Source organism: Vibrio sp. 10N.261.52.C2 (assembly GCF_041471425.1).
Taxonomy (GTDB): domain Bacteria; phylum Pseudomonadota; class Gammaproteobacteria; order Enterobacterales; family Vibrionaceae; genus Vibrio; species Vibrio crassostreae_C.
Genome location: NZ_JBFROH010000023.1, coordinates 90,642 through 110,677, shown reverse-complemented (window position 1 = coordinate 110,677; position 20,036 = coordinate 90,642). Strand labels below are relative to the sequence as shown.

15 protein-coding genes and 1 pseudogene are annotated in these 20,036 nt (G+C 44.3%); 7 read left to right on the top strand and 9 right to left on the bottom strand.

Going from position 1 to position 20,036, the window contains the following annotated elements:
- Both AB4307_RS10010 and AB4307_RS10005 read left to right on the top strand, forming a co-directional pair.
- A pseudogene (locus tag AB4307_RS10010) lies at positions 1 to 464 on the top strand (hypothetical protein); the annotation flags it as partial.
- 2 nt (positions 465 to 466) lie between these two features.
- Positions 467 to 2,146 (top strand): BatD family protein, encoded by a 1,680-nt coding sequence (locus AB4307_RS10005; RefSeq protein WP_372131762.1) that lies wholly within the window; start codon positions 467 to 469, stop codon positions 2,144 to 2,146.
- Between the two features lie 69 nt (positions 2,147 to 2,215).
- On the opposite strand, the gene AB4307_RS10000 is transcribed toward AB4307_RS10005, so the two are convergent.
- The 5 genes from AB4307_RS10000 to AB4307_RS09980 form a co-directional block, all read right to left on the bottom strand.
- The gene (locus tag AB4307_RS10000) at positions 2,216 to 4,360 is read right to left on the bottom strand and encodes a sensor domain-containing diguanylate cyclase (RefSeq protein WP_017064257.1); all 2,145 of its coding nucleotides are present in this window, start codon (positions 4,358 to 4,360) and stop codon (positions 2,216 to 2,218) included.
- A 336-nt stretch (positions 4,361 to 4,696) separates the two neighbouring features.
- Positions 4,697 to 5,446 (bottom strand): phosphate ABC transporter ATP-binding protein PstB, encoded by a 750-nt coding sequence (pstB, locus tag AB4307_RS09995; protein ID WP_229648260.1) that lies wholly within the window; start codon positions 5,444 to 5,446, stop codon positions 4,697 to 4,699.
- A gap of 90 nt (positions 5,447 to 5,536) precedes the next feature.
- The gene (pstA, locus tag AB4307_RS09990) at positions 5,537 to 6,400 is read right to left on the bottom strand and encodes a phosphate ABC transporter permease PstA (RefSeq protein WP_017064256.1); all 864 of its coding nucleotides are present in this window, start codon (positions 6,398 to 6,400) and stop codon (positions 5,537 to 5,539) included.
- Positions 6,401 to 6,415: 15 nt separating this feature from the next.
- Positions 6,416 to 7,345, bottom strand: coding sequence for a phosphate ABC transporter permease subunit PstC (pstC, locus tag AB4307_RS09985; protein ID WP_017064255.1), 930 nt, complete (start codon positions 7,343 to 7,345; stop codon positions 6,416 to 6,418).
- 111 nt (positions 7,346 to 7,456) lie between these two features.
- On the bottom strand, positions 7,457 to 8,278 hold the full coding sequence (locus AB4307_RS09980) for a phosphate ABC transporter substrate-binding protein (RefSeq protein WP_048609800.1): 822 nt from the start codon (positions 8,276 to 8,278) through the stop codon (positions 7,457 to 7,459).
- Positions 8,279 to 8,751: 473 nt separating this feature from the next.
- Between AB4307_RS09980 and AB4307_RS09975 the strand changes: the two genes are divergently transcribed.
- Positions 8,752 to 10,395, top strand: a complete 1,644-nt coding sequence (locus tag AB4307_RS09975; RefSeq protein WP_372131760.1) for a methyl-accepting chemotaxis protein — start codon at positions 8,752 to 8,754, stop codon at positions 10,393 to 10,395.
- 107 nt (positions 10,396 to 10,502) lie between these two features.
- Here the strand turns inward: AB4307_RS09975 and AB4307_RS09970 are convergent, their stop codons facing one another.
- Both AB4307_RS09970 and AB4307_RS09965 read right to left on the bottom strand, forming a co-directional pair.
- A complete protein-coding gene (locus AB4307_RS09970) occupies positions 10,503 to 11,390 on the bottom strand; it encodes a lipase secretion chaperone (RefSeq protein ID WP_372131758.1) in 888 nt (295 codons plus the stop codon).
- 38 nt (positions 11,391 to 11,428) lie between these two features.
- A complete protein-coding gene (locus AB4307_RS09965; RefSeq protein ID WP_050547032.1) occupies positions 11,429 to 12,370 on the bottom strand; it encodes a lipase family alpha/beta hydrolase in 942 nt (313 codons plus the stop codon).
- Between the two features lie 481 nt (positions 12,371 to 12,851).
- Between AB4307_RS09965 and AB4307_RS09960 the strand changes: the two genes are divergently transcribed.
- Positions 12,852 to 14,099 carry an SGNH/GDSL hydrolase family protein gene (locus AB4307_RS09960; RefSeq protein WP_372074510.1) on the top strand — a complete coding sequence of 416 codons (1,248 nt, stop codon included), beginning with the start codon at positions 12,852 to 12,854 and terminating at the stop codon, positions 14,097 to 14,099.
- 115 nt (positions 14,100 to 14,214) lie between these two features.
- On the opposite strand, the gene AB4307_RS09955 is transcribed toward AB4307_RS09960, so the two are convergent.
- Positions 14,215 to 15,546 carry a DEAD/DEAH box helicase gene (locus AB4307_RS09955; RefSeq protein WP_017061883.1) on the bottom strand — a complete coding sequence of 444 codons (1,332 nt, stop codon included), beginning with the start codon at positions 15,544 to 15,546 and terminating at the stop codon, positions 14,215 to 14,217.
- Between the two features lie 361 nt (positions 15,547 to 15,907).
- Here AB4307_RS09955 and AB4307_RS09950 point away from each other — a divergent pair, with 361 nt between their 5' ends.
- Positions 15,908 to 16,174 (top strand): Lpp/OprI family alanine-zipper lipoprotein, encoded by a 267-nt coding sequence (locus AB4307_RS09950; protein ID WP_017061882.1) that lies wholly within the window; start codon positions 15,908 to 15,910, stop codon positions 16,172 to 16,174.
- Positions 16,175 to 16,331: 157 nt separating this feature from the next.
- On the opposite strand, the gene AB4307_RS09945 is transcribed toward AB4307_RS09950, so the two are convergent.
- Entirely contained in the window at positions 16,332 to 17,306 is a 975-nt protein-coding gene (locus tag AB4307_RS09945) for a L,D-transpeptidase family protein (protein ID WP_029235199.1), read from the bottom strand.
- A 346-nt stretch (positions 17,307 to 17,652) separates the two neighbouring features.
- On the opposite strand from AB4307_RS09945, the gene deoD reads away from it, so the two are divergent.
- Together deoD and AB4307_RS09935 are read left to right on the top strand one after the other, a co-directional pair.
- The gene (gene deoD, locus AB4307_RS09940) at positions 17,653 to 18,363 is read left to right on the top strand and encodes a purine-nucleoside phosphorylase (protein ID WP_017061880.1); all 711 of its coding nucleotides are present in this window, start codon (positions 17,653 to 17,655) and stop codon (positions 18,361 to 18,363) included.
- 82 nt (positions 18,364 to 18,445) lie between these two features.
- Positions 18,446 to 19,915 (top strand): lactate dehydrogenase, encoded by a 1,470-nt coding sequence (locus AB4307_RS09935; RefSeq protein WP_017061879.1) that lies wholly within the window; start codon positions 18,446 to 18,448, stop codon positions 19,913 to 19,915.
- Positions 19,916 to 20,036: the final 121 nt, after the last annotated feature.

The following is a 20,036-nucleotide window of genomic DNA, read 5'->3' as shown; positions in this document are numbered from 1 at the left end:
AAGGTCAGCAAGGTCAGCAAAATGATTCTTCGCAAAGCTCTCAGGATCAACAACAAAGCTCCAGTGGCAAGTCGCAAGATCAAAGCAGTAACCAAGATCAACGCGGTAGCCAAGACCAAAACTCATCTCAAGGCCAACCTGAAAATCACTCTGACTCTGAAAAGTCTAAACAAGACGACAAGCAAGCCACGCAACAAAGTAACAGTGATCAGCCGAAACAGAGTGACCAAGAAGGCGCTACACCTCAAAGTGCTAGCGCACAACAAGCTTCAAAAGAAGATGGTGAGCAAAGTAGTCAGCAAGCTGTAGCACAAACCTCAGATCAACCTCTGTCGAGCGACCCTGACATGCGAAAACTTGAGCAAGTAGAAAGCGCCCGTGACCCGAGCCAACTGCTTAAAGCGCAAATGATTTTACAAGCACGACAAAAAAGTGCTCCTAACAACCAGAACAAAAAGTGGTAACCATGCGATTTTTAAACAAGCCATTTTTATCCGTACTCCTAACATTGTTGTTGGGAGCTTTCTCGTCCTTCTCAGTATTGGCTGCAAACGCCGTGGCGAGCGTTTCACATAACAGTGTCACCAAAGATGAAGTGTTCCTTCTTAGAGTTGCAACCGATGAAAAGGTCTCCTCTGATGCTCTAGATCTAACAGCGCTCCAGCAGGACTTCTATGTCGGTACACCAAGCTTTGGCTCGTCGATGCGAATCGTCAATGGCAGCCGTTCGGTGTCAAGCGAGTGGAACATCACCCTTGCTCCACTGCGCTTAGGCCGGATACAGATCCCTAGCTTTGACATTGAAGGGGCTAAAACCAAGCCTATCACCATCAATGTCGCCGTTAATAAAGCGGCGCCAACTCAACATGACATGGCTGAGTTTCAACTTAATCTCAGCAAGAACTCACTATACCCACAAGAGACCGCAGAGCTTGATGTAAAGCTGATCATTAAAGCGGATCCAAGAAGGCTTCAAGATCCGAAAATCGCGCCACCGAGCTCTTCAGGCTTAGATGTGGAACCTATTGGGGAATCGAAGCAATTTCAAGACGTTCTCAATGGAAAGGAGGTGACGGTAGTTCAACAGTCTTTCCGTATCTCTTCACAAAAGGCCGGACAGTTTAAGCTTAACGGGCCGAAGCTAACAGGAGCTGTTGTCTACTCAACCAATAACTCTAGTACAACACGTTTGTTCCAACTCGACACACCCGTTGAAACCTTAGATGTCACCGTAAAGGATGTGCCAAAAGGCTACAAGGGTGAGTGGTTACCAACATCAAACTTCAAATTGATACAGCAATGGTCGGATAGCCAAGGTAACGAATTAACCAGTACCAATGGATTAGAAGGCGACAAGCAAGCCATCGAAATAGAAGCGGGGGATTCTTTAACTCGTACCATCACCATGACGGCGAGTAACTTAACGCAGCACCAACTACCAAAACTGAATATCACCTACCCTAAATCGGTTCGTGTTTATGAAGAAAAACCGCAATTTGGCACAACACAGTCCGGCGATGCGGTGGTGGTGCATAAACAGGTTCTAATCCCAAAAGAGGCAGGAAACATCTCACTTCCGGATGTTTCCCAAGCTTGGTTCAATACTGATGCCCAATCAGAACAAACCAGTAAAGCTCAGGGCCTAGAGCTATCAGTAACAGCAAGTGATCGTGTTGTATCAAGCACACCTCCTGTTGCTAGCGCGCCGCTCCAACAAACAGCACCAACAGTGATTAACGTCGATAGCCCAGGGTTCTGGCCTTATCTCACCGCCCTATTTGCAGCTTTGTGGCTAATCAGCTCAGCATTGGCATTCTACTTCTGGTCACGCCGCGGTGTAACGACAAAACCAACACACACTGTTGAACGTCAATCAGATACCGCAGAAGCGCTTATTGAAGCTCTAAGAACGAAAGATGGCGTGATGACCAGAACCTTATTTGAGCAATGGAAATCTGAAAATACAGATCTAAGTGATGAGACGTTACAAACCGTTGAAGCCGAACTCACCAAGCTAAACCAAAGCCTTTATGGTGAAGCCGGTTCACCAGCCCAAACATGGAGCCCTGAGCTGGCAATCAAAACGGTGAAGAAGCCCAAGAGAGTTGCGAGTAAAAAGCATAATAGTTCGCTAGAAAATCTTTAGTCGACGCTGTTCATCAAGAACAGTAAAACACAAAGGCCGTTGATCATCTTGAGATCAACGGCCTTTATTTTAAGAAAGAGAGGCTGTGACTTTTTTACGTTTTAAGGCAGAAACGATTCGATTTCTCCCAGAGTCTTTGGCTTGATACAAGGCTTTATCTGCCTTGCCATACAGTAGGTCGAAGTCAAACTGGTGCTGATCAGAAGTTATCGAGGCATAGCCAACGGATGCCGTTAAATATGGGCTGGTGCTACTTTCACAATGCAGGATTTTTGCCTCTTCAATGCATTTTCTAATCGACTCTGCACGTTGCTTTGTCTCTGAGTGATTCGTGCCAATCATCAACAACATAAACTCCTCTCCGCCAATCCGGCAGAAGGTTTCTTTATCATTGTGAACATGGGCATTCAGTATCTCACCTACCGTCCTCAGAGCCGCATCCCCTTCAGTATGACCATAGACACTGTTGTACAAACCAAAGTGGTCGAGGTCGACAAGAATCAAGCCAAATGTAATTTCGTTCTGTAAGGCAAAGGCACCTTGATCGTCACCGTTCAAGTCTTCTAGAACCTGCGACAACATACGGCGGTTTCCAAGGCGCGTAAGAGGATCTAGCTTAGAAATGATATCCAATTGCTCATTCGCCAACTCTAGCTCTTGGGTACGCTTACTGACTTCTTGCTCCAATGTTTCATTGAGCTTTTTCAGTTCTTCTTGAGCCATGGTTCTTTGCAGCACCTCAGCAAGGCTCGAAGCAAAGATACGTATTACCTCACGAAGCTGTGAGGTTAAAGGACTGCGAGTTAATAGGTTATCAGCAGCGATAAACGCAATCGGCTCACCCGTATTGGTGGTGAGCATGGTCATTGCCGTCCAACCGACTCCCACAATATTGAAATCGTGATAGATAGGAACTGATTCTTCAAAGGCAACTTGATTAGGGCAAGCACGAGCTGCGGCTACAATGTCACGTTCCACCAGCTCAGAGCGATAATAGGACTCATCGACAATATCGCCTTTGATGTCAGTGCCCCAAGTACCTTGCATGTAACTGCACTTTTTGTCTGTTAGGAAAACAGCCAGTCGATCGATACCTAGATGTTGAATCGCAAAACTAACCGCGGACTTACAGACTTCACTGACGCTATCGCATCGAGACAGCTCAACCATACTCGAGTGCAACATACGTATGTTCTGCTCTTGGCGCTTGCGAATATAGATTTGAGAAAGCAAAGAGCCAAAAGACTCAAGCATCTGCTTTTGATAGTTAGTAATCGGTGAGCGATGAATGTAGTTATCCATGGCGATCCAGCCGACAGGTTTGTCGCCTTCACGCAAGATAAGCATGCCATTCCACCCCTGCCCGACCACCTTACCTTCTGTATACAGGGGCGCATTATCGATGATGACTAGATTAGTATGGTTATCAGACAGCGCTTCAATGTATTCCGCTTCAAGTTGGTGCAAATCGTATTGAGTGTGGTGTTCACTGTTGGTTTTACCCGCTTCGTCAGTGCCATAAGTTCCGCTGAAACAACGCTTTTTCATATCAAGCAACATGAAGATCGCACGATCAAACCCTAACCTGTCTCGCACAGCCTCAACCGATGCTTTATACAAAGCATCGAGTGACTCAGGGTTAGAAAGCTCAAGCGCGACCTGATGAACCAGCTTCATGTTCTCTACAAACAGCTCACGTAACTTTATCTCATCTAAGTATTGAGCTTCACGTGTGTCTCTGTGTTTGATTTCTAGCGCCGCGTTCTTTTCGGCACGAATACATTGCCAACGGGCAGCCGCGAGCTGTAACACATCAAGATCTTGGTCAAAGGTTTGATTAACCTTCTCAGCATTGCAATTTTGAACAATTAAATAAGTTCTGGAGGCAGGTGCGTTGTCGAGCATCATGATAAACGACTCCCCACCAAGCACTTTCATGTGTTCCCACTTGCAGGTGTTGATAGCCATTGGCAAAACCCCGTCTGCGGTATCAAACTGTGAGACCCACGGCCAAAATGTAGAGGGGTAGCTCGCCAATGAGGTTAGGTCGCCATAAGAAAAAAGCGGTAATGCGTCGCTCTCCGGCGTCGGTTCAGCAAATATTCCTATCCCTTTTGGAGTAAGTACCTTAACCAGATAGTCAAAAAGAGACTCAGCCAACAGACGATGGTCGCGTGTCGCAGATATTTGTTTTGCAAAGGCTTTAACAGGCACAGCTTCCTTCCATTGGCGATTAAGAATAAAGCAAAAATACAGAAGGCTTGATATGCAATCAATGTAAGTGAAAATGAGATGTTAAGCGGGTCGCAGTTTCACCTTTAACATTATCACAAGCATGAGAAGGACGACAAAAATGGGATTCTCTGCCCAAAATCACATCGACATTGGGGATTTTTTAGACACATAAAAAAGCCCCACCTATAGTGGGGCAAAACTTCCATCGCTTATAGTTATAGTGATAATTCTGTTGTTCTATTCGATTATCTAACCTGCGTTTCAGTTAGTGTGTAAAGGTATCTAATCGCTTAAATACCACACGTAAATCGTCGATTAACCGAAGTCACCGTTTACGTAACCTTTAGTACGATCATCTTTTGGTTCACTGAAGATAACGCTGGTTTCGTTATGCTCTACAAGCTCTCCCATTAGGAAGAAAGCCGTGCGGTCTGAGATACGACGCGCTTGCTGCATTGAGTGCGTTACGATAACGATAGTGAAGTCTTTCTTCAGGTCTTCCATCAATTCTTCAATCTTGTGTGTCGCGATTGGGTCAAGAGCCGATGTAGGTTCATCCATCAGGATTACATCCGGTTCCATTGCAATGGTACGAGCGATACATAGACGTTGCTGTTGACCACCAGACAAGCCAAATGCGTGTGCTTTAAGACGATCTTTTACTTCGTCCCAAAGTGCGGCACTGCGCAGTGAGCTTTCTACTACTTCATCAATGTGCTTTTTGTCTTTGATACCTTGAGCGCGTAAGCCGTAAGCTACGTTCTCGTAGATGCTCATTGGGAACGGGTTTGGCTTTTGGAATACCATGCCTACGCGGATACGTAGGTCAGCGACATCGATATTACCGTAGATGTCAGTGCCATCCATATCCAGCTTACCCTTAATCGTAACGCCTTCAATTAGGTCATTCATGCGGTTCAAACAACGCAATAGTGTTGATTTACCACAGCCAGACGGGCCAATCAGAGCAGTAACCTGGCGAGTTGGAATTGGCAGGTTGATAGATTTAAGCGCTTGGTTGTCGCCGTAAAACAGATCTAGGTTCTCAATATCAAATTTATTCATGTTCGTAATCTCTAAATTCTTAAATTCGTGTCTAACTTGATGCTTTCTTTATCACGGGGGCTCGCTTTATTTATGAGCCAGCTAATGAGCTTAGTAAGTTGCCGTGTTGAAGCGTCTCGCAATCAGTTTTGTAACCATGTTGATCAAGAGAACCAGTACGATTAGGACTGTCGCCGTGCCGTAGGCTTGGTTCCACTCATCGATAGTAAATAGCTCTGTTGTCAGCTTATATAGGTGAACCGTTAGTGTACGGCCAGAATCGAATACCGACTCAGGAACACGTGCCACCATACCTGCTGTTAAAAATACAGGTGCTGATTCGCCAATTACACGACCAATACTAAGAATGACCGAAGTTAAGATACCTGGCATTGCGCTTGGTAAGATCAAACGCCAGATAGTGTAGATTTTTGAAGCGCCAAGGCCGTATGAGCCTTCGCGGTAAGTTTGTGGCACTGCCATCAATGCTTCTTCTGTAGTACGAATGATTACAGGAAGAATCAGGATACTTAGCGTTAGTGCACCCGACAGAATCGAGAAGCCAAGACCAAGAATCGAAACAAAGAAGGTCATACCGAACAGACCAAAGATGATCGATGGGATACCAGCTAACGACTCAGTACAGAATCGAATCACTTTCACCAATCGGCTACCTACTTTCGCATATTCAGTTAGGTATATCGCCGTCATGATGCCTAGTGGCGCGGCTACCGCAATCGATGCAATTACCATGTAGATCGTGGCAATGATCATTGGGAAAATACCACGTTCTTCACCAGTACGAGTGTAATCGTCAGTGATGAAGTTCCAATCTACGTATTGCAGACCGTTCGATAGGATGTACCAAATAATCCAGAATAAGAAACCAACGGTTACAGCTGCAGCTGCCCAGATAAAACCTTTTAGGATGTTATCTTTGGTTTGACGTGCTTGTTTTAGTTTTACGCGATCCATATTACTTATCCTCGCCTACTTCGCTTTTTCACGGTTAAGATAAAGTAGAGCACCATTTAACATCATGATGAACACTAGAAGTACAACACCTGTTGCGTACAGTGCGTTAGCGTGAACGCCACTTGCGTAAGACATTTCAATTGCAATGTTTGCTGTTAGCGTACGAGCAGAGTCCAAAATGCCTTCTGGCATTGCTGGCGCGTTACCCATAACCATGATGATTGCCATGGTTTCGCCAAGTGCGCGACCAATACCCAAAATCACACCAGTCATAATGCCTGAACGTGCAGCAGGAACGAGTAGCTTAAAAATCGTGTAGATTTTCGAAGCACCCAGTGCAAGTGAACCTTCTTTGTATGTGCGAGGTACAGCACGAATCGAAGTTTCAGAAACCGTGATAACGGTAGGAAGAATCATGATACCCAGAACAATGATACCCGCTAGGATAGTGTTACCCGCTGGTACTTGGAAAACGTTCTGAATCATTGGAACGATAATTACTAGACCGAAGAAGCCGTAAACTACCGACGGGATACCCGCTAGAAGCTCAACTGCTGGTCGAATAATATCTGCAAGACGCTTTGGAGCAATCTCAGCAATAAAAATAGCGGTTAATACACCAACTGGCACACCAACAACTACAGCTCCAAGTGTCGAAACAATCGATGCAACAATCATGGTTGCAACACCGAATAGAGCTGGAGGTAACCAGTCAACACCCAGAACGATGCCAGAAACACCAGCCTCTTGGAATGCAGGGATACTCTCTGCAACGATAAAGTAAGCGATAACGGCTAGTGATACGATGCCGATTACAGCACTCGATAAGAACAAGCCGTGGAAGATTCTTTCTCTCCAGTCGATGCGCTTCTTAGCACGTAGACTTGGCTTGTTGATTTGAGTCGCTTCAGTATTCATAAGCTTTTCACTATTTGCGATGGTCATATATAAAATCTCAAACTTTGTGGCTCAATAAGAGCTCGAAATAAACAAAGTTGAAAGAAAAGGCTCAGCCTAAAGCAGGCTGAGCAATAATTAAGATTGAGTCAGTTAAGATTAGTTAACTGTGATGTAGCCTTTTTTAGCTGAGATAGCTTGAGCTTCGTCTGCAACCATCCAGTCTAGGAATTGTTGAGTTTCAGCTGATGGAGCGCCATCTTTGTAAAGAACTAGGAAAGGACGAGCAACTTTGTAAGAACCGTTCTTAACGTTGTCTACAGTCGCAGCAGCGCCGTCGATAGTTAGAGCTTGAACAGATTCGTCAACTGTACCTAGAGAGATAAAGCCGATAGCGTATGGGTTGCTTGCTACAGAAACTTTAAGTGCGCCGTTACCGTTTGCAACTTGTGCACGTTGAGAGATAGCCGATACTTTCTTATCGCCAATCTTCTTCTTAAGTTTCATGATGTCTTCGAATGCACCACGTGTACCAGATGCAGTATCACGAGTGATTGCTACGATTGGCTTGTCAGCACCGCCAACATCTTTCCAGTTAGTGATGTCGCCTTTGTAGATTGAAGTGATTTGCTCAGCAGTAAGAGCAGATACTTCGTTGTTCGGGTTAACAACAACTGCGATACCGTCACGAGCGATAACGAGCTCTTTCAGGTCAGCTGTTTTCTCTTCTTCTTTTAGGTCACGAGAAGAGATACCAAGGTCAGCACTTCCATTTTTTGCTGCTTTGATGCCTGCAGAAGAACCTGGTGCTTGAATTTCGATGAACACTGGTTCGCCTTTATTCATGTAGGTTTCTGCAAAAACTTCAACCAGTGGAGAAGCACTGTTAGAGCCAACTACAGAGATAGTTTCTTTAGCTGAAGCTGTATTCACTGTTAGAGCGCCTAGTAGTGCGATTGCACCGATAACTGTCTTTTTCATCACAAATTTCCTTTAGTGGCGTTATTGCCGTAATGTTGTGTTTTGCTTGAACGAGGCCTACTTTAGAATCTGAATATGACAGTTGTGTTTCACTTAATTGAAGCCTATATGACAACTACAACTTATTTTCTTGTTTCTCCCCTACCAAATAGCCTTAAAGTAATAAATTAGCCCCACTCATAGGCACCGAAAATTCATTCCAACCTATTTAAGCTAAACCGCTCAATATCTCGCCATCCCTTTTATTTTATTACCTAATACCACACAAGGTTCTGTGCCAAATAACCCTACATTAAAAATGGCTAAAGCCTTGTTTGTACAATAAATATTCAAAATTTATCAAATATCTATCTCATATATCAAAATCGAATTCATTACTGATTGAATTGTCATTCTCAGAAGTTAGAATCACCTGCTAATTACAATAATAACAATTGCTTCTGCTCATTTATTTATTCAAAGAGGGACATTACATGCGCCAACTTCTCAGTGGCTTATCAATCAAAATACAAATTCTCATTCCAGTACTCTTTTCTGTCGTATTACTTTTGACGGGTGTCATCATCGGTGGTGACAAACTGGAAAACGCTTTTAAAGATGTATCAACAGCAACCGATCAACTCATCCTACATAAAGAAGAACTCAGTGAAATCGTCGACAACAGCTATGGCATGCGCATCAAAGCGATCTACAGCCTATTCAATGCTGATGACGTAAAAACACTGGTTGAAACACTAAACCAAAAACGCGACCAAAATACTCGCCTACTGAACTCATTAGACACAGTGCCAGGCATGCAAGATGAAGTGGCCGCAATGAGCAAAGCGATGAATCACTACGTCGACTTTTCTCGCACCACTATGCTTCCTCTATTAAGAGCAAAACATGGCAGCGCAGCGCTACCTTCTGACTTTGATAACCGCTATCAGATCGCAATCGACCAATATCGTCACGCGGGTAACGAAATGGTGCAAGCGATCAACACTCTGTCTAAGAAGCTGAACTTGCTTGCCACTCAAGAAGTCGACATCAACGGCCAGCAACACGCTAGCACACTGACTACTGCGACCATTGCACTGTTGGTGATCCTGTCTGTAGCACTAATTATCAGTTGGACGCTGGCTGGCATCATTGTTAAGCCGATCAGCAACATTCAAGAAACCATGCGAGAAGTAGCAAAAGGTAATTTGTTGGTTAAAGCAGAAGAGTATGGCGACAACGAAATCTCACGCCTAGCGCAAGACGTAAACCAGTCTGTTGAACAATTGCGTGACACGGTAAGCTCGCTGTCTCGAATCAGTATCGAAGTGGCTTCTGCGTCGACAGAATTAGCGGCTGTAATGACACAATCGAGCGTTAACTCAGACCAAGAGAAGCAAGAGGTGGAGCAAGTCGCTTCTGCTGTGAACCAACTTGAAAGTACTGCATCGCACGTTAATGAGAATGCAGTACAAGCTGACTCAGCGTCTAAGCAAGCTGACGAAATGGCAACACACAGCATGAGCTTGTTTAATGAAAGCAACAAAGCAAACGAACAGATGGCGATTCAGCTAAGCGAAGCTGCAAATGTTGTGGGTACGCTAAAAGAGCACTCTGAACAGATTGGTAAAGTGATTGAGGTGATTCAAAGTATCTCTGAACAAACTAACCTGTTGGCGCTTAACGCAGCAATTGAAGCCGCTCGCGCGGGTGAAAGCGGTCGTGGTTTCGCAGTGGTTGCTGATGAAGTTCGAATGCTAGCGGCACGTACACAAGATTCAACCAAAGAGATCCAAACCATCATAGAAGGTTTGCAGGTTCAATCCGGTAACGCGAATGAAAGCATGAGCAGCTCACTGGCTATGCTGGAACACAACCAAACTCTTGCAGGTGAAGTAAGCGCGGCGCTTTCAGGCATTGCTAACTCGGTAACGGACATGACTGAGATTAATACTCAGGTTGCCTCTGCCGCTGAAGAGCAAAGCCAAGTAACCTCAGACATCAACCGTAATATCTCAAATATCTACAGCTTAGTAAGCCAAAACGTAACCGGCATTACTCAAGCCGCTGCAGCAAGCCACGAGCTATCTAACCTAGCAGAACAACAGAAGCAGCAGTTGGATTACTTTAAGGTATAGGCTTCAAGGTACGAAGTTCAAGGCAAACAGATTCAGGCTGTATGCTATTTAGAACTCGCCGATAAACAAAAAGCCAGCCATCATGGCTGGTTTTTCGCTTTTAGACACTACTGACGAGATTCAGCCGCTCGAATTCTTTCAATCGCTTCTACCCTTCTAAGCTGTTCTGGTAGGAAATGTTCAGTCCTAAGTTGCGCAATCTTCTCTTGTTGTTCGGTTTTTGATAGGAATGAATCTTTCAAGACATCATTTCGTTCTGCGAAGTAGACCTCTAACGAGTCTTCAAAGGCCGCTCTTTGTTTATCAAGTGCTTCAAGTCTCTGGGTTGCTTCTTCACCGACAAGTTCGCTTCTCTTTAAGTATTTACCCTGTTCATCGAGACCTTCAGAGCTAGAGAGCTGTTGGAGTAACACCTGATTCTGGTGACTCGACTGAACATAATCAGGTTGCTCAGATAGATAGGATTCGAGTCTTTGTTGGTATTCTTCATCCTCTAATCCCTCCTGTTTCAGAAGTAACTTTTCTAAGGCGATTTCTCTCATTCTGTTGTCGTGCGTAAACAGAATACTTATCTCGCTCTCACTGAAAAACTGAGCTTGGAGGTCAAGGAGCGCTTGATTGAGTGCACGTAGATCATCAGCGGAAATGGATGTGGTATCGAACTGCACGTCCAACGATGTCAGTGCCGACTTATACTCAAGATATTTGGCAAACAGTGCTTCATCAACCACGGTTGTTGATGATTGTTCGTGGTGTTTCGCCACGTTGTCTCGAATATCTTCAAGGGTTAATTCTGTATTACCTGACACGAAATATTCCATCATGTCTTTTGCTGATGCGTTATCGATGTCGGTATCTTGCTGAGAGGTGACTTTCAATGAGGAGACGCGTTGTTCGTCGTCAGTATGTGTATCTTGATTATTTAGATATAAAAAGACCGCCGCTGTGCTCATCAGGGCTATCGTGGTTATCGACAAAATGGCGGTCTTTTTCATCATACTTCCCTTGTTTTCTTATTAAACGGCTTTGCAGACTACAAGCCAGCCAACTTCAATCGATTGGCATGCTGACGATATAGAGTTACAGGATCTGTCTCAAACAAGTGGTGAATTCCCAATAACCCATTAATCTCATCTAGGTGGTTCATTTTGTAATCATCACCAATCACTTTGCCCAAATGCGCGCTGCATGCTCCTACTAAGCCATCATTAGGTTCGTTGAAGGCTAAGCCTAGGATTGTCATCGCTCCGTCGGTAGGATCAAGAAGGTTGGTAAAAGTGGAAGACCCTGTCCATGAATAGTAATAAACGCCGTTACTTGCTTGCCACTCACCATCGCCACACTCAGACGTCGGAACGCCCTCAGGGTAAAACTGGTTGAAGGCTAGCGAGCCTTCTGTGGTCAATGCTTCAAGAGAAGCGAGGCCGTCTTGGTCGAGATCCGTTCCACCAGATAAAAGGTTAATCAGTGTCGTTAATCCACCTGCTAATTTAACCGCGATACCTTCTGTAACAGAGCCTTCAGATACGTTCCCTCGAACGAGATCAGCGACCTTAGAACCTTTATGCACACCGCCAATACTGGTCACTGAAGCAACAAGATCAGGTCGAACTGACGCAACATAACGAGCCGTAGGCCCACCGTGGCTATGACCAACCAGATTCACCTTACTTGCTCCTGTTGCAGCTAACAGCGTTTCAACTTGGCTGAGTAACTGTTCACCACGGACCTCTGAACTGTTGGTTGCAGAGACCTGAGCGACATATACGTTCGCGCCATCTTTGGTTAGGGATTCAGGTACGCCATAGAAATAGTCAACGCCCGCTAATGTATCGAAACCAAACAGACCATGTACCAACATAATGGGGTATTTCGTTTCAGTGTATCCGCTGGCTTCTAATGCTGATGCGCTCGTTCCGGCATATACGCCAAAACTGGATAGGCAGGCTATCGTCCAAATTAATATCTTTTTCAATGCTCTTTCCTTAAACAGATTAGACCTCTGATGAGTAAAAGAACCGTAGATGATGATTTTATAAAACAGAAAGTAACGACTTCATATTTGTGATGGCGAACTTGAATTAAACAGGTGCGATGAACATCAGGCAAACAGAATCAGGAGAAAAAACATAAGCAATTGATTAAATTAACATTTAACTAAGGTTGATGAGATTGTTCTTTCAATATCCCGACTCAAATATCAATTCAACATTCTCAATAAACCAAAATTATTCGACAAATAACCGTTTGGAAACAGGTATTTTTCAACCAAAACTCGTTGATAACTTGATGCTTATTCCATTAACGACACACCACAACCCTGAATATATTGACGCTAATTATTGATTTTAGATATAGGTCGTACCAGTTATTTACTTATCCACTTATCCACTTATCCACTTATCAAGCAACAGCGTTTCTGTTTGGCTCATCTAAATATAAAAGAGAATACAGTGATGAAAAATACGGCTTTAATACTCACGTTAGCCCTGCCTTTTGGCGCTTATGCCGCTGAAGACTCAATACCAACACCTGAATCGATTACATCTGCACAAGTACTCAGTGCACAAGGCTCAGAGACCTATTCATATGTTAGATGTTGGTATCGAACCGATGCCTCTCATGACTCCCCAGCCACCGACTGGAAGTGGGCAAAGAAAGAGAATGGTGATTACTACACGATCAACGGATATTGGTGGTCTTCCGTTTCATTCAAAAACATGTTCTACAGCGATGCCCCGCAATCGGAAATTAAACAACGTTGCGAACAGACGCTCGACATCCAACATGACGCCGCTGACATCACCTACTTTGCCGCAGATAATCGCTTCTCTTACAACCACTCAATCTGGACCAACGACAACGCTTTTCAAGCCAGTAGCATCAATCGTATTGTCACCTTTGGTGATAGCCTGTCCGACACTGGTAATCTATTTAATGGCTCACAATGGGTTTTTCCGAACGCAGATTCGTGGTTTTTAGGGCACTTTTCGAATGGTTTAGTCTGGACGGAGTATTTAGCAAAAGCGAAAGATGTCCCTCTGTATAACTGGGCTGTGGGTGGCGCCGCAGGTACCAACCAATACGTGGCATTGACTGGTGTTTATGATCAAGTCACCTCTTATCTGACCTACATGAAAGTCGCCAAAAACTATCGTCCGGAAAACTCACTGTTTACTTTAGAGTTTGGCCTCAATGACTTCATGAATTACAACCGAGAAGTCGCCGATGTAAAGGCTGACTTTAGCAGCGCGCTGATCCGCTTAACAGAATCTGGTGCGAACAATATCCTGCTGTTCACCTTACCCGATGCAACCAAAGCCCCTCAATTCAAATACTCTACCGAACAAGAGATAATAAAAGTTCGTGGCAAGATCTTAGAATTCAACCAGTTCATCAAAGCTCAAGCCGAGTATTACCAAGGTATGGGGAAAAACGTGGTGTTGTTCGATGCAAGTGCGTTGTTCGCCAGCATTACCGATAACCCAGAACAACATGGCTTTCGAAACGCGAGTGATGCTTGTCTTAATATCAATCGAAGCTCAGCCGCGGACTACTTGCGAAGCCACAGCTTAACCAATGACTGTGCCACCTATGGTTCAGACAGTTATGTATTTTGGGGCGTGACACACCCAACTACAGCTACTCATAAATACATTGCCGACCACATCTTGGCGTATTCGTTCTCGACGTTCAATTTCTAACTAAATATCGAAAAGTAATGGCTGAGCCAAGGTCGAGATACAAAAAAACCGCCTAATATTGGCGGTTTTTATTTATGTCAGTTTTACTAGCAAACGCTTTAAAACTGGCTGGTGATTACTCGTCGTCCACTTTTGGTGCGACTTTCTTCTTAGGGATAAACACGGTATCACCCACGGCCACATTTTGGTGGAAGCTCTTATCGCGCTTAACTGGTTTCTTCGGCGTTTTCTTCGCTTGAGTGTTGGTCTTCTTCTTAGCAGGACCGCCTTTAGCAAACGCAGGTTTACGTGGCTTAATGCCTTTGAATTTACCTTTTAGGCCTTCAAGTACAGAGAAGGTCAAATCTTGTTGAAGGTAAAGTTCAACACGCTTGAAGCTGTCCCAGTCTTTTGGACCAACCAAAGAAATCGCATCGCCTTTGTTACCCGCACGGCCAGTACGACCTACACGGTGCACGTACTCTTCCGTATGCTTAGGCATATCAAAGTTGATAACGTGGCTCACGTTTGGAATATCAATACCACGTGAAGCAACATCGGTAGTTACCAAGATCTTGTAAACCGCACGCTCGAACTGGCTCATAATAGCATTACGTTGCGTTTGGTTTAGGTTACCACTCAGTGCTACCGCTTTAAGCTTCTTCTCGTTCAACTTATCTGTTAAACGGTCAGTATCAGCGCGTGTTGCTGTGAAGATCATTACCTGACGGTATTCAGCTTCTTCCAGTACACGGTCTAAAATCGCTTCTTTGTGATCTAGGTGATCACATAAGTAGAATTTCTGTGTGATATCTAAGTGTTGCTCGTTAGAAACACCAACAGAGATACGCTTAGGTGCGTCTAGCATTTCATTTGCAATGCCATTTACTTCAGCGTGATCTAACGTTGCAGAGAACATCAACGTTTGACGACGACGGTGTTTAGCTGCATTGGCAATGCGACGAAGTTCTGGAGCGAAACCCAGATCAAGCATACGGTCCGCTTCATCAAGGATTAGCGTTTCAACACCATCTAGGAACAATGAACGATGTTCTAGGTGGTCAGCAAGACGGCCTGGAGTCGCAACGATAAAACGAGGGTACTTACGCAGTGCTTTAACTTGGTCGTTAAAGTTCTCACCACCTAAGATAAGCGCCGCTTCATAAGACAGACCACCAAGCATGCTACGCAGTTCGCCGTAAACTTGCTTCGCTAGCTCACGAGTAGGAGCCAAAATTACACCACGAGGATCTTTAGCAGAAAACGCTTTTGTTTTTAATGCTTTATGTATCATTGGCAACACAAACGCCAATGTTTTTCCTGATCCCGTTTTTGATGAAGCCAATAGATCCTTACCAGCAATAGCAACAGGGATCGCTTTTGATTGGATCTCTGTCGCCTTCTTGAAGTCGTAATGTTTTAAGTTCTTCAGTAAGCGGTTATCTAAGCCTAAATCTTTAAAGTGCAAAGGACTCTCCAGTCATGATGGTATTGAATAAAATTAATTTAACGTGACATGATACCGCGAAAGTACTTTATAAGGATAGAGATCACAGTAAATTTATCCCTTTATCTATCTTTAGCTAGAACAACGTATGCATTGCTAGCAAAGGGATAGCTCTCCAAAAACACCTTCAAGTCGTCTCTAAATCCTTCATCTCATAAATGAGACACAACGTGATACTTAGCTAATTAACTCAAAAATTTAGCAATTTCTTTAGTTATTGTTTTTGCAGTTAAAAAATTAGTCGCTACAATCATTAATGAAGCGACTATATGATAAAGAATGTATAGCGCATCTTTTGATGATAAATAAGCAAGGAGTTCTTATGAATAAGACGTTAATCGCAGCTGCAGCATCAGTTTTCATTTTAGCCGGTTGTTCTTCAGAACCAGAAGAAGCTGCAGTGTCAGAAATGGATCAACTAACTAACCAAGTGGCTCAACTTACAAGCGAAGTTGAAGCACTTAAGAGTGACAAAGCAGCCGCAGAAATGAAGGCTCAAGAAGCAGAAGCAGCCGCTATGGCAGCGAAAGAAGAAGCGGATCGTGCTAACGAACGCATCGACAACATCGCTGAGTCTTACACTAAGTAGTTTGAGATCTAATCGCGATTAAGCTGTAGATTAAATAAGTCGCAAAAAGCAGTATATAGACAGCACCACTTCTTATCGGATGTGGTGCTTTTTTTGGGTGACACTAATGCGAGTAAACAAGATAAAACCGCCCCTTGTTGCAGAAGAGGCAATCGAATTAAAACTCAATCACAGGTGGTGCTATCTCTACAGGTACGCCGTTTTGAGCAAAGATAACCGCTTTCGCCTTTGAATTTGGCAGTTCTGCGTCTTCAAGCCACCATTTTAGTTCCACAGGGATCTGTAATGATTTCTTTGAACCATCACTTCGAGTTAATGGCTCGTGCGCTTCTACAAACACACTTCTATCAGGCTCTAATGACACCTTAATCGGCTCATTGATAATGGTGACCTGTTCACCACGGTTCACTTGCTCAAACAGCCACTCAATGTCTTTAGGTTCCATTCGGATACAACCAGAGCTAACTCGTAAACCTATCCCGAAATCCTTGTTTGTACCATGGATCAAATAGTCGCCAGCGCCATAAGCAAGCCTCAAAGCGTACTCTCCCAATGGATTTTCCGGCCCGGCAGGAACCACTCTCGGTAATTCAATGCCCTTTTCAAGATACTCGTTGCGGATTGAATTTGGTGGCGTCCATGTTGGATTCGGTCTTTTTTGGCTTATCTTGGTGATCATCTCGGGAGTATCACGCCCCACTCGACCGATGCCGACAGGGAAAACATGCACCTGATTTTTCTCAGGCTCAAAGTAATACAACCTTAACTCAGCAAGATTGATGACAATCCCCTTTCTTGGGGTGTCAGGCAAAATCAAGCGGCTTGGAATGCTTAACACATAGCCTTCCGCGGGAAGAAAAGGATCCACCCCTTTGTTGGCTGCCATTAAAGAGAGAAAACCAATATCGTATTGCTTGGCAATGATGGCCAAGGTTTCGCCCGCCGCCACTTCATGCTGCTGGATTCTGCCCACAATGCGGCTTTCCGTTGGTGGCAATTCAAAGGTTGCAGCAGACACCCACGATGAAGCTATCCCGCTGGCAAGCAAAGTAGTTCTTACAACAAGCGACGCCGCCCTGTGGAGTCGTGTTTTCATTGACTGCAAAGGCGTCGAGTTAACGCAATACGACATACAAATCCTTGGTTTGTCTTTTATCAAAGTTTAGATTATCTCTGATCAAACGTCTCTACAACGTATTGTTGTCTCGAAACTAATAGGCAACAAGTTTATATGTAAGCCTTTTCTTCTCATTCACTTGCAATTTACCCATACAAAATCGATTGCCTTTACGCTTTCAACATATTTGGTTATCAATATTAATAAAACTATAATGGCAGACCTATTTTGTGACTAAAGTCTCATGGAGCCACGTTCTAACTCGCTAATATTGCCTCAACAAAACGAATTCAATTCAACAGAATCGGTAATTGATTAAATCCTGTTCCTATAATTACCGTTTAAACTTTGGAGAACGACCATGGCTACACCTCATATTAATGCTCAAGCTGGTGATTTCGCAGAAACAGTACTTATGCCGGGCGACCCGCTTCGCGCAAAATACATTGCAGAAACATTCCTTGATGACGTGAAGCAAGTTTGTGACGTTCGCAACATGTTTGGCTACACAGGCACTTACAAAGGTAAGAAAGTTTCTGTAATGGGCCACGGTATGGGTATCCCATCATGCTGCATCTACGTACACGAGCTAATCGCTGAGTTCGGCGTGAAAAACGTTATTCGTGTAGGTAGCTGTGGCGCGGTACGTGACGACGTTAAACTAATGGACGTTGTTATCGGCATGGGTGCATCTACTGACTCAAAAGTAAACCGCATTCGTTTCAACAACCACGACTTCGCTGCTATCGCTGATTTCGGTCTTCTAGAAGAAGCAGTAAACCAAGCTCGTGCACAAGAAGTTCCAGTTAAAGTTGGTAACGTATTCTCTGCAGACCTTTTCTACACTCCAGAAGCTGACCTTTTCGAAAAAATGGAAAAGCTAGGCATCCTAGGTGTTGATATGGAAGCGGCTGGTATCTACGGCGTTGCTGCAGACCTTGGTGCTAAAGCACTAACTATCCTAACAGTATCTGACCACATCATCCGTGGTGAAAAACTAAGTTCTGAAGAGCGTCAAAAGTCTTTCAACGACATGATGAAAGTTGCTCTAGAGACAGCAATCAACATCTAACGATTTGATAAAAGATACATTGAAAAGCGTTACCCCGCAGCCAGGCTCGCTTGGCTGCTCAAATAATCCCGAGGGGGAGATCGTGTCTAACGACAAGCTGCCAAAAGATGCGGATGGTTTGCAACTCAACTTTTGTAAAACATTGGCGTGTGACAACTTTGGCTTGAGCGATGCAAAACGGTATGTTTTGCAACACGCGAACCCTAAGCGTCCAGCGATGGTTTGTCGTGAATGTGGAGCTTTCCCCCCCTTACTTAACAATCGTGAAGTGTTAAGCGAACTTCATCGCCTAAGACAACTTCACAGCGACGGGCTCCCTGCTTGTCGTAATGATGATTGCGATAACTTCGGCTTATCGGTTCATACCCATAAACATCTTTATCATGCCTTCGGCTACAGTGGCGACAGGCAGCGTTATCGATGCAAAGACTGCCAAACAACCTTCGTTGATAAATGGTCTGGATCCAATAAAAAACTCCAATTTCAAGAGAACCTCATGGGCTTACTGTTCATGGGCTATTCCGTACGTGAAATCTGCCGAAAATTAGAGATCAACCCAAAGACTTTCTATGATCATGTTGACCATATCGCGAGCCGTTGTCGTCGTAAATTAGCGATGATCGATGCACGATGGGTTAACCATGCGAAAGATTACGAGTTCGCATCTCACTACCAGCGTCTGCAACCACAAAGTAACAACGGTGTGGTGTGGATAGCGACGGGCGAGGCGCATTCTGGCTATATACTTTGCCAACACGTTAACTACTCTCAAAATGAAGAACCATCAGGAAACGTCGACCATAACCCTTATGATGATGTGGCACGATTTGTATCCAAAGAGCACTCTTCAGAAGCAAATCTCGAACTGCCTCAGCCCTCTGACAAACTAAAAGAGCGCATTGAACAGCAGTACCAAGTGATTCTTGCGAGAGGTAACGTTGAGGACCCTATGGGTAACCTCACCACATTTAGTTACCCTTCAAAAGGCGCTCTCATTCGACCGCCTTATACCTCTTATGCTCACTTCTTACATGTGTTGGATATGTGTAACGAAGACAAGCATGTCGCCATCTATATGCCACAAGATCCATTACTAAGATCTGCCGCTTTAAGTGTATGTTTGCCGCGCATTCAGAGTCAAAATATTGACCTCATGTATGTCGAAGAAGATTCAGGCTGGCAAGACGACCAAAGTTTTGAAAAGATCGACATCGTTCACATGAGTTGGTGGCGAGATCGCTGGGCTATTGCCAATCAGGGTGATAACCAGAAAGGTATCTGCTACCTAACCGGTAACAATCCAGAACCAAAACAGTGGTTTAACACAGCCTCAATTCAACAAACTAAGTTCTATCAACAGCGCTTTCAGTTGTTATTTGATAGCTTTATTAATGAGCCCAGACGTAAGCTTCGTCCTGGGGGCATTCTTCCATTGCTCGACATATTTAGAGCTTGGCACAATCTGTGCTACCAAGATAAGCAAGGGCTCACGGCAGCACAACGCTTAGGCGTAGGGGAGCTGCCATTAACTCTAAAGCAACTACTTTCATAGCAACAAAGCCTCTAGGTAATTATTCGGGAACTCATTGATTTTAAAGCGACAACATGAGGTAACACCCATAATTAGAAAAGATCGATGTTCCTTTGACGCTCTACGAAAGATAATTGGTGCT